This is a genomic window from Vibrio plantisponsor (assembly GCF_013041605.1).
Lineage (GTDB): Bacteria > Pseudomonadota > Gammaproteobacteria > Enterobacterales > Vibrionaceae > Vibrio > Vibrio plantisponsor.
Map to the genome: position 1 here is coordinate 16,830 of NZ_JABEQC010000021.1, position 14,972 is coordinate 31,801.

Here is a 14,972-nt window from a genome sequence, read left to right on the forward strand (position 1 = left end):
TCAGACTGGTCACTTTTTAGCCTGTTAATGTTTGGTGAATCACGTTCAGCACTAACTGATTGATTTATAAATAACAAAATTGAAGATTCAACCACCTTCTCAACGACACCGGTAGTCAACAAACCGTATTTGTCGTATTCAACCGGATGACCTTCATGGTGCAAGGCGCTGAATCAATTCATGTACTCTTTTCTAGAGTTAATCGATACCAGTAGAAAAGACACTAGATAATTGTGATTTACAACCTTTAAAGCATTCTGACTTTTCGGATTGCTTCTAGTACAACCAGTCTACATGTGGCTGGCCAAATTCTCTGACACACTACAATAGTAAAAATACCGCATCTAATTCGTCTTAAACTTTTCAACAACCTTCGCTAGGTCGGACGATGTGCTGTCCAATTGTTGACTGAGTATTTCAGACTCTGCTGCGTCCTCGCTGAGCTGCTTTATAAGGTTTTGGATCGTTTCTAAGTTTTTACTAATTTCGTGCGTTACTTGGTTTTGTTCTTCTGCAGAAGTTGCCATATGAGTGTTTAAGTCATTAATTTCGCTAACCGACGAGGTCACGATATGAAGTGATTCCATCACTCTGTGGGTGTTCTCTGATGTCGCTTTACAGCTTTGTCTGGTCGAATCCATTTGATTAACTGCATTTTCACTTGCCTGTTGCAGTTTACTTAACATGACGTTTATCTGCCCCGTGCTGTGTTGCGTGCGAGCCGCTAAAGAACGCACTTCATCCGCGACTACCGCAAACCCTCGCCCTTGATTTCCAGCCCTCGCCGCTTCAATTGCCGCGTTAAGTGCGAGTAAATTTGTTTGCTCAGCAATATCTCCGATGATCTGTAAAACAACGCCAATTTCCTTTGTTTCATTGCTCATATTGTTTATCGTTTCCCACATACGAGTTATATCGGATTCGAGTTTTACGACGCTATTTTCCGCTTCAATAACGACTTCTTTAGAAAAATTTGCCTGACTATTAGTTTGATCTGTAAGGTTCGCAGCATTGGCAGTACTTTTAGCAATTGAACTGGCGGTGATTCTAAGTTCTTCTATTGCAGATATAACATGTTCTGTTTCTGTGACATGCGCCTTAAGAACCTTGTTGTGCCTATGCGACTGTTCCATCATCTTAATGACGGCGCCCTTTATATATTGAGATGAATCCGAAATATCAATAAACAGGACTCTTAACTGTTCAATAAACTGATTGATGGAACTGGATATCTTCCCTATTTCATCTTGAGATTTAACCTCTAACCTTTGTGTCAAATCTCCACTGCCATGAGATAAGTCCGAAACTACCATCTGTAAACGCAACAGTGGTTTGAAAGCATAATTCAACACGATTATGGATACTAAAATAATACCTATAGCACTAATAACTAAAGCTATTGTAATCATTTTATTCAAGCGATGAGTGTTTGCTTGGATATTGTCCAGATCGATATATCCGGTTAGGCCCCATTTCTTATCTAAAAAATTAATCTCTCTTTTTATTGGAATCAAATTCCCATCAGCTTTATTTGTAAATATAGTGATACCACTTTGAGAAGTTAACTCTAAGTAACTCCCTTCAAGTTCAAATTTTTCTAGAATCTGAGTAAACTCACTTAAGTTCAAATCAAAAAATGTTGTCGAGCCATCGCGATGTTTTGCAATGATTGTCATCAATGACTTACCATCATTCAAAACCACAGGAGTGATGATAAGAGGCTCCACTTGATTCTCGGCAGCTTCAATAAAAGGGATAGCTTGAACATCTGTTAAGGAACCATTGTTATCAAAGGCAAAACCCTCAACTATTTTTGTGATTTTTTCAAACCCTGAATTTTCTTGGACATTCTTTATATCAATTACGCCAATTTTTAGATTTTCAGCCATTGAAATTTTAGAATCAATCTCACTAGTTAATTTATCCTTAACTAGCTCGATATTATGTCTAATATTTTTCGTGTCAGATTGGTAAATATATTCATTAATAACAAAATTGACACTGAAGAAAGAAACAATAATTGTGAATGTAATTATAACTACAATTAAGGATATTATTTTCTTTTTAAAAGATATGTTTTTCATACAAATAACACCTAACGTGTATTTTTGGAATATAAATTCAGTGAAAAAATAACCTCAAACAAACCGTTTGTTTGAGGTTATTAAAATGAAGTTAAACATCAGGAAAGGGTGTAACAGCGCTTTTGCGCTTCACCTAAGTTGTTTTCACCACCGATGATGTACATACACTGATCGGAACACAAAGAAATTCCATAGGCCAAACCCTCCCCAAATTCTCCTGCAAAACACCAACTTTCACCATCGAACTTCCATACCTTGTTAGTAAAGTGCTTTTGCAGTCCCTGATGGGTGTATAGTTTTCCGGTCTTTAAATTATTCCAACTGCCAATAAAGTAGGCTCCACCATAAACATAGATATTTTGTCCTACTGTACCAACAAAATGACCAGCTAGTCCCTCGTGCTCATAGTCTACGGATACAATTGAGGAACATTCTATGCCTTTAACAGAAGTCGCACCGGAGCAATCATATTGCTTAGTTTGTAAACTTCTTAGCCCAGGTTTTATCTCTCCTTCAACAAGCGTAATCACGTTTCCAGACTGGGCTATTCCCGCACCACAGTTGGCAGGGAAGGGATTTTCTCCGATAACAGACCAGAGGTTATCGGATGGAGTGAACTTCAGAATATTCTGATTCCATCCGTAGTCAGCAATCTCTTGTGACATAAACTGTGTCAAAAGCTGCTTGTGTTTCTCTGGTTCTAATTCAATGTTGATATGTGATAGCTGCTCAACAAAATCATCAAACGTTTCTTTTCGATATCCACCAAAACAGACAATTTCTCCCGAACTTAAAGACGCGCAAGAAGCACCTAACAATCCTATTGGTAGAGTCTCCTCTAGTTGATTCCAACTGTTTTTTGAACTGTCGAACACCCAACTATCCAGGAGAACCGTCGGGTGCGTTTTATTAGGCTCTATACCCGCTCCAGAAAACACATATAACTTGTCGTTACATACCGCATATGCCGCATCGTCACGAGCAACGCCCGGAAATTCGGGGGCACACTGCCAACTCAACTCTGGATGGTTTAAATCCAAAAGGAAAAATTGCTTACCAGCACTCCCCAGCCCCGCGTATATTTTATTGTCAATTAAACCTCCAACACCGTGTTTAATGCCGACCGGAAGGTCGGCAATAGAGTCGATCACTAACGACATAGAATCCTCTTGTATTAATCTTTCACGACAACTGTTGAGCCATTCCAAGCCAACATATAAACTTTTTTGCTAAGACTACGGTCGCTCTTCTCCCCACCAACGATTAAAACGCCGTCTTTAGTCGTAAATGACGCGCCATAAGCTAAGCCTTCAGGAAGGTTACTAACGGTCGACCACAGTCCGTCTTTTTCAATATACATTTCAGAGTTAAATGCTTTCGCAAGACCATCGTGAGCAAACATTTTCCCACTTTCAAACGCTGCTTTAGCTCCATGGAAGTTTGCGCCTCCAGCAACAATGGTCACGCCATTGCTTTTGCCTGCAAAAGCTCCCGCAACGCCTTCTTGTACAACGCCGGATTTGGGCGATGGTAATGAATGCATGCTGTTCCATGGCTGCCCTTTCCCATAGTGGTATTGTTTAACTTCCGTCGTTCTTAGACCCGGCTTAATTTCACCGCTGATTAAGGTTGCTGTAATGCCATCAGTAACTAAGGCGCTTCCACAATTGGCGAAGTAAGGAGAAATACCAAGAACACTCCAAGTTTGAGTCTCTGGCTGATAGCTAAATACTTTTTGATTCCACTGATAAGCTGCTGGTTTCATTCCCATGTAATCATTAACAATTTTTTGCCAAGCTTCTGGGTTTTCGTTCTTATCGGTCGTCATCACGTCATGCAAGTAGCTATCGAAGTACTCTTTGTTGTAACCACCAAAGAAGATGATGTTTTTGTTATCCGGTGAATATGAGGAAGAACCTAACAACCCGACGGGAGCAGAAGTATTAACTTGTTCCCAAGAGTCATCTTTAGCGTCGTAGCGATAAACGGTGTCAAATAAGATTGGAGACGCATCCGACTCTTTGTCCTTTCCCGAGCCTCCGAATACATAAATTTCCTGACCAACCACTGAGGCTGTGGCACCACTTCTAGGTTGACCTGAGAAAAGTGCCTTTTGTTGCCAGCCGGCTGACAGATTGTTCAAATCGAGCATATAGAATTGCTTACCAGCAGACCCCAAGCCGACAAACAATTTGTCACCCACTTGCGCGCTGATCCCCTCTTTGAATCCTTCTGGTAAATCTGGCCAGTGATTCTCAGCGTATGAACTGACGCTAAAAGCAGTAGATAAAGCAAGCAATGGTGTACAAATTAAGCGAGTCTTTTTATTCATTGATTTTTCCTTGTTAATTTATGAGCCGTACTGCGTGATATCTACCACTAGCCTGATGGTCATTAACCATATGTTTTTTGTTAAATTTCAGACTCATTATTGATCAATGAAAAAATATTTCTTTGATCAATATAACAATAAAAATTATTTTTATTTATTTATATAAAAAAGACCCATACGTAATGAGCCATTTTTAATTAATATAGTGAAATCAAAAAGATAAGAATCAATCCATGAGAGGAAGAACGACCTCTGCCGTTTCAAAAACAGATTCTGAGTATTCAGGGTAAATATCTAAAAGTGTGTTAATCAAAGCATCAACAAGTAATAACGCTCCAACTTTAGAGGAGAAAGCGCCCCCAGTTAATGGCCCTTCCGGTCGCGCAGCAACCAGCATTTCATCTGAAATAGACGATAATGGACTGTGGCTTATATTGGTTAAAGAAATGACAGGAACACCTCGTTTATGAGCTTGGGAGGCAGCATGAATCACTTCTTTGGTGGTGCCGGAACTCGATACCGAAAACCAAATGTCACCTGTAGTGCTTCTACGGGCACTCATTGCAGCAAGATGAGTATCCTCATACATAATCGCTTTTTTGCCGATACGAACGAGACGGTAAGCAAGATAACGCCCAACGATGCTAGATGCCCCAACACCTACGCAGCCGATAAACTGAGCTTTATGGATAAGTTCACAAATACGTTTCAGTGAGTTTCTATCGATCAGCTTAGCAGTATCAAGGAGGCTTTCTACCGCGCTTTGTGCTGATACATCACATATATCACCATCAATTTTAGGTTGTGAGTTGTGTGAAGACTGACTTAAATCAACCGCCAAAGCCATTCTAAAATCTGAATAGCCTTTGTACCCCATATCTCGACAGAGACGCAGAACCGTCGCTTCACTCGTTTTTGTATTTCGCGCTAAATCAGTAATGGTTTGGTACTGTACATCATGTGCGTTTTCCATCACATAGTCGGCAACCAATCTTAGTTTTTTACTTAACGGCTCAATATTTGATCGCAACCGAACCAGTAAGTTTTTAGGCAAATTCACGGGGCATCCTTAACAATATTTTGGCTAGTGATAAAGTATCAAAGACCTGAATCTATTAATACACTATCTCAATGATTTGTTTCTAGATTCTTAAATATGAAGGGAGCATCGCTCCCCTCATTGATGAGAATCAAGATAACGACATAAATCCCGCATCTTTCATTTTCGCAATAACATCTGCTTTCTGTTTATCCGTTAAAGAGCGGATTGGCTGACGAGGATTACCCGCATCAATACCATGCAGTTGCATAGCAACTTTACCCGCCGCAACGCCACCATACTCAACAAGGACACGAATGATAGCAATCACTTTATCCATTAGAGAAGCGACTTCATCATGTTTACCCTGATTAAAGGCTTCAATAATTTTGAGATATAAAGGCGCAGCGTAATTGTAAGTACTGCCTACTGCACCCACAGCACCAACAGCTAAGCCTGCAGGTAGAAATTCATCAACACCAAATGGCACATCAAACTTTCCGTTAGAAACACGAACACAACGTTGGTACTCGTACAGATCAGAATTGTTGAACTTCGCACCCGACAAATTCGGAATACGTTGCTCACCTTTGATTAAGAACTGCTCTAGGTCCAGATTTACACCTGACATTCCAGAATGATAGTAGTAGAAGCCTTTTGAAGGCGCTGCCGCAGCAATTTGCGCGCAATATTCTACCAAATCGTCAACACTTCCTGGTCTAAAGAAACAAGGGCCAATCGCAGATGTTGCCAAAATATCGAGAGTTTCGGCGTGTTCAGTTAAGTTTATTGAGTCTACAATGCTTAAAGCACCAGTGTGTAAAACCAAATCCAGTTTACCGTCCGCAGCTTTTACCCAACGTTCAGCAATCGCTTTTCGCTCTTCAACAGAACAGTGAATTCCTTCTCCCGTGGTACCACATATGTAAGCTCCTTTAACACCTTGAGAAATTAGCAACTCAGCAATTTGATCAATCGCACCAAAGTTAACCTTGTTGTCCACTGTAAATGGAGTGTGCGGAGCAGCAATCAGGCCAGTTAATTTTTTCATTTCATTTACCTTAATAATTTAATTTGCAGTCGCCAAACTACTGTCCATAACCTAAGAACATTTGAGGTAGTAGTAGGGTGAATTGTGGGAAAATTGCAACAAGAGCCAAAACAATAAACAAAGGCACTAGCAACGGCATTACACCTCTAGTCAATGTATGGAATGGAATGTCACCAACACGAGAAACAACATAGAGAGCCATGCCCATAGGCGGTGTTAGAATGCCAATCATTAGGTTAAGAATTGCCATAACGCCAAAGTGAACTGGGTCGATACCTACAGCTGCTGCCACTGGAACCAAGAACGGAACCAAGAGTAGAAGTAAGGCTAATGACTCAATAAAGGTACCTAAGAACAACAACAGTAAGTTGATTAGTAGCAACAATACCAACGGGTTATCGCTGATTGTTAAGAAATAGTCTGCAAGCATTTGCGGCAACTGCTCACGAGCTACGATCCAACCAAATACGGTTACACCCATAACCATTAACGCGACAACTGCCGTAGTGTTTACTGTCTCTTTTAAAATGTCGACCAAGCTGCTTAGTGTAAGTTGTTTGTATACCACTAGACCCAAGAACAAAGCATATAGAGATGACACTACCGCAGCTTCTGTTGGAGTAAACTTGCCAGAGAAAATGCCACCGATGATTATCACAGGCGTTAAGAGTGACAAGAATGCTTCTTTAAAAGATTTTAGCTGTTCACGACGAGTCGCTTTTGGCAGCGTCATGTACCCACGCTTTTTACAGATGAAGTAACTCATTACCATCAAAGCGACACAACACAAAAGACCCGGAATGGCACCCGCTAAAAATAAAGCGCCGATGGATGTATTTGACACAACACCGTAAATGACCAAAGGAACTGAAGGGGGAACTAAAGGACCAATAATACAAGATGCAGCCGTCAAACCACCGGCAAAATCGTCGTCATACTTAGCATCACGCATTGACTTAATCTCAAGTTGTCCTAAACCACCAGCATCAGCTAATGCTGAGCCGGACATACCTGAAAATAACAAGCTTGCCATGATATTTACGTGGCCCAAACTACCCGTAATATGACCAACAAGAGACTTAGCGAAATTAAAAATACGTTCCGTAATACCTGCACTGTTCATTAGGTGTCCGGTTAACACAAAAAAAGGAACCGCTAATAAAGTGAAGTTATCGATACCACCTATCATCTGCTGAGCAGCAAAGTTAATACCTGTGCTATTGGTTAATACTAAAAATACAAGAGCGACAAAAATTAACGAGAAACCAACGGGCATACCTGCAAATAGCAGAGCTAGCCAGCCAAAAATTGAACCAACCATAGTCACTACCTCTCAGCGATTTGCGAGTCATTCATCGATGCAGGTTTTGCACAACCACACAACTCTTTAAAAATATGGAACATTTTTTCCAGTTGTCTGAACACCATAAACACACCACCTAATGGCAGACTGTAGTTCATCCAACTACTTGAAACTCCAAGAGTAATCAGTTCAAAGAAAGCATTTCTTTGAACATGCTGATACCCAAGGTAAATGATGGCAACAATAGAAACTAGAACGGCAAGTTCCAATGATAAAACCAGACACAACCGCACTTTCTCCGGTAGTTTGTCTGAAAAGAAAGTAATGTTTACGTGTGAACTTCGCTTGATGGCGATTGCGCACCCGACTAACGACATATACATAAAGAGAACTCTAGCGAGCTCTTCACTCCATAAGGAAGGATCATTCAGCAACCAGCGAGTACCGATCTGCCAAGTTAATACAACTAGCAGCGCAGCCATCAAAGGTACTGTGATGATTTCTTCTATATTATTGACAATCTTACGTAACATCTTGAACTCCATAGCTGGCCAAAAATGGCCAGCTAAAACATTGAGAGATCGACGAATCAATCCATTTACATTGCAGCAAGCTTCTCAACGATAGGTTGACCAATTTTGCTTTCAAACTCTTTGTAAAGGGGTTGCATCGCTTCACGGAACGGAGCAAGGTCTGGGTAAGTCACATTTACACCTTCGCTTTGGAAGAATGAAACCAGTTCTTCTTCTTGCTTTTTCACAGATGCAGTGTGTGCATCACCCGCTTTCTTAACTGCTTTTTGAACCAGTTCTTTCTCTTCGTCAGTCAGTTTCTGCCAAGTTGCATCGGCGATAATTACCATCTGGTCGTTCACAATATGGTTTGTCATCGCCAAGTTCTTTTGCACTTCGTAGAACTTCATTGTTTTGATCGTTGGTAGTGGGTTTTCTTGTCCATCTACAGCGTTAGTTTGAAGTGCTAAGTAGACTTCTGAGAAAGCCATAGGCGTTGGTGATGCACCAGAAAGCTTTGCATAATTGAGGTTAGGTTTAGCATTAGGTACACGCAATTTCAGACCTTTAAAGTCTTCAATTGAATTAAGTGGGCGGTTAGAAGTAGTTTCACGCGTACCGTTGTACCAAGTATCCAGCGCTCGCCAATTAAACTTCGTCAACATCTCTTCACGAATACCTAATCCGAATTCAGAGTCAAACATACGACGTAGATGATCAAAATCGCGAGCAACATACGGTAGAGTTACGGCTTCTGCTCTTGGGATCCATAATCCCATACGTCCAAACTCAGCATAAGTGATATCAAGATCACCCATACTCAGTTGTTGAAGCATTGCACGGTCATCACCAAGTTGAGCACTTGGATACAGAGCCAGTTTAATTTCACCCTTACTCATTTCTTCTAGGGTGTCTGCTAGCATTTTTGCAGAAGTGTATTCCACAGAACCTACGGAAGCCTGCATTCCCATTTTTAATGTAGTAGCGGCTTGTGCCGAAACAGCACACCCTATAGTTAGCATTGCGATAGTAATCTTATTAATGGCTTTCATGTTATTCCCTTTATTTTTCGTGTTACACCTTACTTCACCATTTTCAAAAAAAAATTTTATTTTGTTTGAAAAAAATCTTCGTTATGAATTATCATTGCCGTGAAGATTATTTTCAAACCACCTTTTTTCAAAATGTGATCGCGGACAAAAATTGATTATTTCTGCCCTTTTGCGAATAAAGCAAAGAATCAAGTCTATCTATTCAGATAGGTTGTTCGCCCGCAGTCAAAGACATACGAGGCCTGTTGTGAGAACAAAAAAATTAACGATCGAAGAACTTAAAAAATCTTTACAAGGTCAAACTGTTGTTTCTATACAGCCAGTGACCGGTAGTCCTTTAGACAAAACAGAATTTATTGTGGCAATGGCATTAGCCGCTGAGCAAGCGGGCGCAAAAGCACTTCGTATAGAAGGGGCTATTAACGTCGAGGCTGTTTCCGCAGCAGTGTCTATACCAATCATTGGTATCGTAAAACGTGATTTAATAGACAGCCCAATAAGGATCACGCCGTTTGCTTCAGACGTTGACGCCCTTGCAAATGCTGGTGCTACTATCATTGCATTTGATGCAACTAACCGCCCTCGCCCTGAAAGCCGTGAACATATTGCTCAGGCAATAAAAAATACTGGCTGCTTTGCAATGGCAGATAGCTCATGTTTTGAAGATGGCGAGTGGGCACACACTCAAGGCGTTGAAATTATTGGCACAACATTGTCAGGATACGTAGGAGATGCTGAACCCACTGAGCCTGATTTCCAATTAGTACAAGCTTTCTCAGACGCCGGCTATTTCACTATGGCTGAAGGACGCTTTAATACGCCAGAACTCGCAGCGAAAGCTATTAAAGCGGGTGCTGTCGCTGTTACTGTTGGTTCGGCAATTACTCGCTTAGAAATTGTGACTCAATGGTTTAACAAAGCAACTCAAGCTGCAGGAGAAAGGAAATGCGCACTCTAGCAATCGATATCGGCGGAACAAAAGTCGCATTGGGTGTCGTCGAAGGTGGCGTTCTAATTAAGAGGCATCAAATAGAAACGCCTGAATCACAGAATGTTGTGCTTTTTACCGAATCGATACTCAAGGACATCCAAAACTGGATTGACGATATCGACATTATTGGTGTCTCAACGACTGGCTTTGTAACCGAAAGCGGCATTACAGCCATCAACCCAGATACGCTCAGCTTCCCGACACCATTTCCGTTCGCTCAAGAGTTGGAGAGGCAAACCGGTAAAACAGTTTCGATGTTAAACGATGCTCAGGCAGCTGCTTGGTATGAGTTTGTGCAGTTAAATGATGCTTCACTCAATATGGCCTTCATTACCGTTTCTACAGGTGTCGGTGGTGGAATCATTATTGACGGAAAACTTCATCAAGGTCATAGCGGACTCGCCGGACATATTGGGCACATGTCCATTGATATCAACGGAAAAGAATGCGGATGTGGTCAAGTTGGATGTGTCGAGTCAATTGCTTCAGGCACTGCAATTAAAAAAGCCAGTGATGAACGGTTTAATAAGTCACTAACGAACATCGAATTGTTTGAACAGGCAAAAACGAATCCTGCTGCTGATCAGATTATTACTATTAGTGCGCAAGCTATTGCCACCCTGTGTTGCAATTTAAAAGCCTGTTTGGATCTGGATGTTGTTGTACTTGGCGGCGGAATTGGCTTTGCGGACGGATACTTGGAAAGGGTGAATAACGCAATCCAAAGCCGCCCAAAAGTTTTCCAACTGCCTGTTGTTGCAGCAAAAGGCAATTACGATGCATGTTTGCTCGGTGCTGCATTTCAATTTAAGGAGTAGCAGATGACGTTAAAAGCGATTTCTGCACAACGTCTTTTTGATGGCGTTAAATATCATGATAATTCGGCTTTACTATGGGAAGGCACATCAATAAAAGCCGTTGTTCCTATTACTCAACTCCCTACGGATATCGAACATCAGCATTTTGAAGATGCCATCATCGCTCCGGGCTTTATCGACATTCAGGTGAATGGTGGCGGTGATGTTATGTTTAACAATGACCTATCCCCTTCTGCGGTTGATACCATTTGTCGTGCGCATCGCTCCCACGGCACTGCTTACTTATTGCCAACTCTAATTAGCACCACACCTAGCGACATTCAAAAAGCGCTCTCAGCTATCGATAAAGCTATAGAAGAACGGATTGTGGGTGTTTTAGGTATTCATCTTGAAGGCCCTTGGCTAAACCAAGAAAAGAAAGGCGCACATAATTCAGAGCTTTTTTACTCTCCTACACCCGAGCAGCTAGCAAATTTTAACTGGCTAACAAAAGGTAAAACACTCGTTACTGCGGCAGTGGAAAACATTTCTACAGACTCTTTAAAATGGCTAAAACATAAAGGGATTGTCGTAGCCTGTGGTCATAGTAATGCTAAAGCAGATGAGTTGACCGATGAAAAGATGCAATTAGTGGATGGCTTCACACATCTTTATAATGCTATGTCAGCATTCGAAGGTCGTGAACCCGGTGCAGTAGGAACGGCAATGCTGAGTGACCACACATGGTGTTCCATCATCACCGATGGCATTCATGTTCATCCTAAGAGTTTCTTGCTGGCTCACAAAGTTAAACCAGAAGGAAAACTACTTATCGTTACCGATGCTATGGCAAGTCTTGGCAGTGTGACCAACCAGTTCGAACTTGATGGTGAAACCATTCGTGTGGTGGACAACAAACTGGTCAACAGCCGAGGAAGTCTGGCTGGGGCTCACATCGGCATGGATGAATCTGTAGCGAACGTAATTAAGTGGGGAATTTGCGAACAAGAAGCATTGAAAATGGCTTCTACCTATCCATCCATTGCTATGAAGTGTGAAGACCTTGGCTTCCTTAAACCGAATTATAGAGCTGCTGCCACAGTCCTTAATACCCAATACCAAAGCCAAGCAGTACTGGTGGATGGCAATCTCTATTAAGTAACGGCACTCTACAATACAAATATATTTAAAGATCGAATAGGAAAAAGCTTTGGATTCGAAAATGGCTTTTACACATTCGATCTTTTTATTTTCGAATCAAAAAGCTGTTCAAAAAGCAAAACTACTAATAGATAACAAAAGAAGTCATTTCTGAAGAGAGAATTGTGTTTGATTGGGGAAAACTGATAAGGCAGATGGTGATACGTGCAGCATAAGTCAGCATAATCGCGAACTTATGATCAATAAGTTATAGTCAAAATTGCAATATATAACAGCATAAAATTGCAGCATAAGTTAGCAAGTTTCTACTTTAACCCAAATGCAGCGTAAGAAACTTTCCTACATGTTAAGCTCGAAATAAATCATACATCCTCGGCGATTCACTCTAACTCTATTCGCTTTAAACATCACAATCATCTGCAACTCATTTATGGACATAAATGAGTTACAGCTTTCGCTTAATTAGCAGTTAACGAATTAGCAAAGGTATCACAAAACCCCAAATGGGGTGGCCAAATTCACTATGCCACTACACTTCTCTGCGAAGACCAAAGGCGACCTGTAATCTGAAACTTGCTTCTAAGTAGCGATTATTGAGCCTAGATAACTGCTCATTTGATATGTGGCGGGACCGATTGATATTTGTAACGTAGTGGCGCTTTTCTATACCGAGAGAAGCATTGTTAGCGGGGATAAGGCCAGGCTTACCAATTTTTTCTGATAGCCATCTTAGGTGAGACATTCGGTTTTTGATAGTTCCTGCCGATAAGCCTTGCGATTGCCAATGAGTTAATAGCTTTACGGCGTCTCTACGGCCAAAGTTCTTTAACTCTAAGTTTCGTACATTTAGCTCTTTCAGTTGACTGTCCACCAGCTTGAACACTTTCTTTCTCTCTGCTTGAGTTGCTTTCGAGCCGTCTGGGTTTCGGTGTAGTAAACGGGTAATTTGGAAATAGAAATTAGTAGCCATGCGCTAACCCTCTTCTTGTTCAATGAAAAATAAAGAGCCGTATGTTGTCGGCTCTTTCTCTTGTCATTCGAAGGTTCTTATTTCACGGGTACAGTAGTTAGGTACAATGCGATTTTAGATTAGTGTTGTTACTCCCGTTCATTTCGACAGAACGCCTATCACTTCTATGAAGCAATAAGGTAATGGAGTGAGACTACTGTGCGGTCAGAAATTCCGAACAATTGAATGACTGTAAGCCATGTGCAATTGCTTAATCCCCAGAAGCCCGTAGGGCTGGTGAGATAAGAATGCGCTGGTAGTTAATTGGTTTCTTTTACAAGTAGGCTATGCAGCAATGGCTGCGTATTTAATTCCATTTCATTGTGTGCGATGAGGGTTAAGTATTCAAATTTGGTGACGCTCTCAGCGCCAATTTGGTCACGGCGTCATTCGTTGGTAATTCTGAGAATCCTCTCAGAAGGTAGTAATGGTAGGCGCTTTCCGTCCTGTCACTCCTTGTTTGGAGTGACAGGACTAGCGGTCTCAGCGTATTTTATCTAGCTGATGTTTACAAATGGCTGCTACTTTGAATGGCATTCAATGTACTGTTTGAGTGACTCTTTATCTAACGGCTTACTGAAGAGATAGCCCTGAAACAAGTCGCAGCCATATTTTTCGAGCAGTAGTTTCTGTTCCTTTGTTTCCACACCTTCTGCTACGACTTTTACGCCCATACTCTTAGCTAGCATAATAATGTTATGAACCATTTGTTCACTGCGATAGCTCTCCGTAACACGATCGATAAATGCCTTGTCTAATTTAAGCTCATTTAGTGGCAGTTTCTCGAATAAGCTTAACGAGGAGTATCCCGTACCAAAGTCATCAAGCGAAATCAAAAAACCATCATTTTTTAATTTACTTAATAGCTCGATAACATAAGTTTTATTTTCGATAAATACGCTCTCTGTTACTTCTAATTGTACTGTAACATTTGGATTGTCATTATATTCTTGGAACGATGAAATAAGTTGCTCTCTAAAACCTTCACTTAATAGCTGAATGACCGAAATATTGATCGATAGAGATATTGGCAGCGTATTGGGCATTAAGATCTCGTTAACCTCTTTCATTGCTTTCTGAAGCAAAAAGTTTCCGATTGAAAGGATATCTCCAGATGATTCGGCCACCGAAATAAAATGGTCTGGTCTAACAGAACCTAATGTGGGGTTGGTCCATCTTGCCAATGCCTCTATACCTTTGACTTGCCCGCTGAAGTCACACTGAGGCTGATAAGCAATATAAAGCTCATTATTTGTCAAAGCACTTTTGAGCTCATATTCTATTTGACCTAATCGTTGATATTTTTCATCGATCGATTTTTCGTAAAAAACAACCGAACTCCTCATTCCCTTGGCTTCATAAAGTGCGAAATCAGCACGGCGTTTTAGTTCATCTAATGTATCGCCCTCATTGCTAGAGACTACTACTCCAGACTTTGCGGTTATACGGAATGTGTAGTTATCGAGCAATATTGGGACTTTAATCGCATCCAATAAGCTGTTGACATAGCTCTCTAGGTCACGCTTGTCTTGGATAGAGGTGCAAACCACAAACTCATCCCCGCTATACCTGTAGTGGCATAGTGAATTTGGCCACCTGATTAGAGGTGTTAAGATACACTTCATAGAATGACAGGTGAAA

12 protein-coding genes and 1 pseudogene are annotated in these 14,972 nt (G+C 41.1%); 3 read left to right on the forward strand and 10 right to left on the reverse strand.

The window, feature by feature from the left end:
* Positions 1–344 precede the first annotated feature (344 nt).
* From HKI82_RS19600 to HKI82_RS19635, 8 genes are all read right to left on the reverse strand, one after another.
* Positions 345–2,084, reverse strand: a complete 1,740-nt coding sequence (locus HKI82_RS19600) for a methyl-accepting chemotaxis protein (protein WP_171138934.1) — start codon at positions 2,082–2,084, stop codon at positions 345–347.
* A gap of 98 nt (positions 2,085–2,182) precedes the next feature.
* Entirely contained in the window at positions 2,183–3,244 is a 1,062-nt protein-coding gene (locus HKI82_RS19605) for a YjhT family mutarotase (RefSeq protein ID WP_171138935.1), read from the reverse strand.
* A 14-nt stretch (positions 3,245–3,258) separates the two neighbouring features.
* Positions 3,259–4,416 (reverse strand): N-acetylneuraminate epimerase, encoded by a 1,158-nt coding sequence (locus tag HKI82_RS19610; protein WP_112404569.1) that lies wholly within the window; start codon positions 4,414–4,416, stop codon positions 3,259–3,261.
* Between the two features lie 226 nt (positions 4,417–4,642).
* Positions 4,643–5,476: a MurR/RpiR family transcriptional regulator gene (locus tag HKI82_RS19615; RefSeq protein WP_171138936.1), complete on the reverse strand. Its 834-nt coding sequence runs from the start codon at positions 5,474–5,476 to the stop codon at positions 4,643–4,645.
* Between the two features lie 130 nt (positions 5,477–5,606).
* Positions 5,607–6,506 carry a dihydrodipicolinate synthase family protein gene (locus HKI82_RS19620; RefSeq protein ID WP_020327935.1) on the reverse strand — a complete coding sequence of 300 codons (900 nt, stop codon included), beginning with the start codon at positions 6,504–6,506 and terminating at the stop codon, positions 5,607–5,609.
* Between the two features lie 37 nt (positions 6,507–6,543).
* A complete protein-coding gene (gene siaM, locus HKI82_RS19625; protein ID WP_020327936.1) occupies positions 6,544–7,827 on the reverse strand; it encodes a sialic acid TRAP transporter large permease SiaM in 1,284 nt (427 codons plus the stop codon).
* 5 nt (positions 7,828–7,832) lie between these two features.
* Positions 7,833–8,342: a TRAP transporter small permease gene (locus tag HKI82_RS19630; protein WP_277349919.1), complete on the reverse strand. Its 510-nt coding sequence runs from the start codon at positions 8,340–8,342 to the stop codon at positions 7,833–7,835.
* A 65-nt stretch (positions 8,343–8,407) separates the two neighbouring features.
* The gene (locus HKI82_RS19635) at positions 8,408–9,373 is read right to left on the reverse strand and encodes a sialic acid TRAP transporter substrate-binding protein SiaP (RefSeq protein ID WP_102940720.1); all 966 of its coding nucleotides are present in this window, start codon (positions 9,371–9,373) and stop codon (positions 8,408–8,410) included.
* 247 nt (positions 9,374–9,620) lie between these two features.
* Between HKI82_RS19635 and HKI82_RS19640 the strand changes: the two genes are divergently transcribed.
* The 3 genes from HKI82_RS19640 to nagA are packed head-to-tail and all read left to right on the forward strand — an operon-like array spanning position 9,621 to position 12,319.
* A complete protein-coding gene (locus HKI82_RS19640; protein WP_171138937.1) occupies positions 9,621–10,331 on the forward strand; it encodes a putative N-acetylmannosamine-6-phosphate 2-epimerase in 711 nt (236 codons plus the stop codon).
* Complete coding sequence (locus tag HKI82_RS19645) at positions 10,319–11,182, forward strand: N-acetylmannosamine kinase (RefSeq protein WP_171138938.1); 864 nt, start codon at positions 10,319–10,321, stop codon at positions 11,180–11,182. The genes HKI82_RS19640 and HKI82_RS19645 overlap by 13 nt, the downstream gene beginning before the upstream one ends.
* A 3-nt stretch (positions 11,183–11,185) precedes the next feature.
* Complete coding sequence (gene nagA, locus HKI82_RS19650; protein ID WP_171138939.1) at positions 11,186–12,319, forward strand: N-acetylglucosamine-6-phosphate deacetylase; 1,134 nt, start codon at positions 11,186–11,188, stop codon at positions 12,317–12,319.
* Between the two features lie 538 nt (positions 12,320–12,857).
* Here nagA and HKI82_RS19655 read toward each other — a convergent pair.
* Both HKI82_RS19655 and HKI82_RS19660 read right to left on the reverse strand, forming a co-directional pair.
* Positions 12,858–13,292 (reverse strand): annotated as a pseudogene (locus HKI82_RS19655) (phage integrase N-terminal domain-containing protein); the annotation flags it as partial.
* Positions 13,293–13,852: 560 nt separating this feature from the next.
* A partial coding sequence (locus tag HKI82_RS19660; RefSeq protein ID WP_206361975.1) for a putative bifunctional diguanylate cyclase/phosphodiesterase occupies positions 13,853–14,972 on the reverse strand: 1,120 nt, incomplete at its 5' end.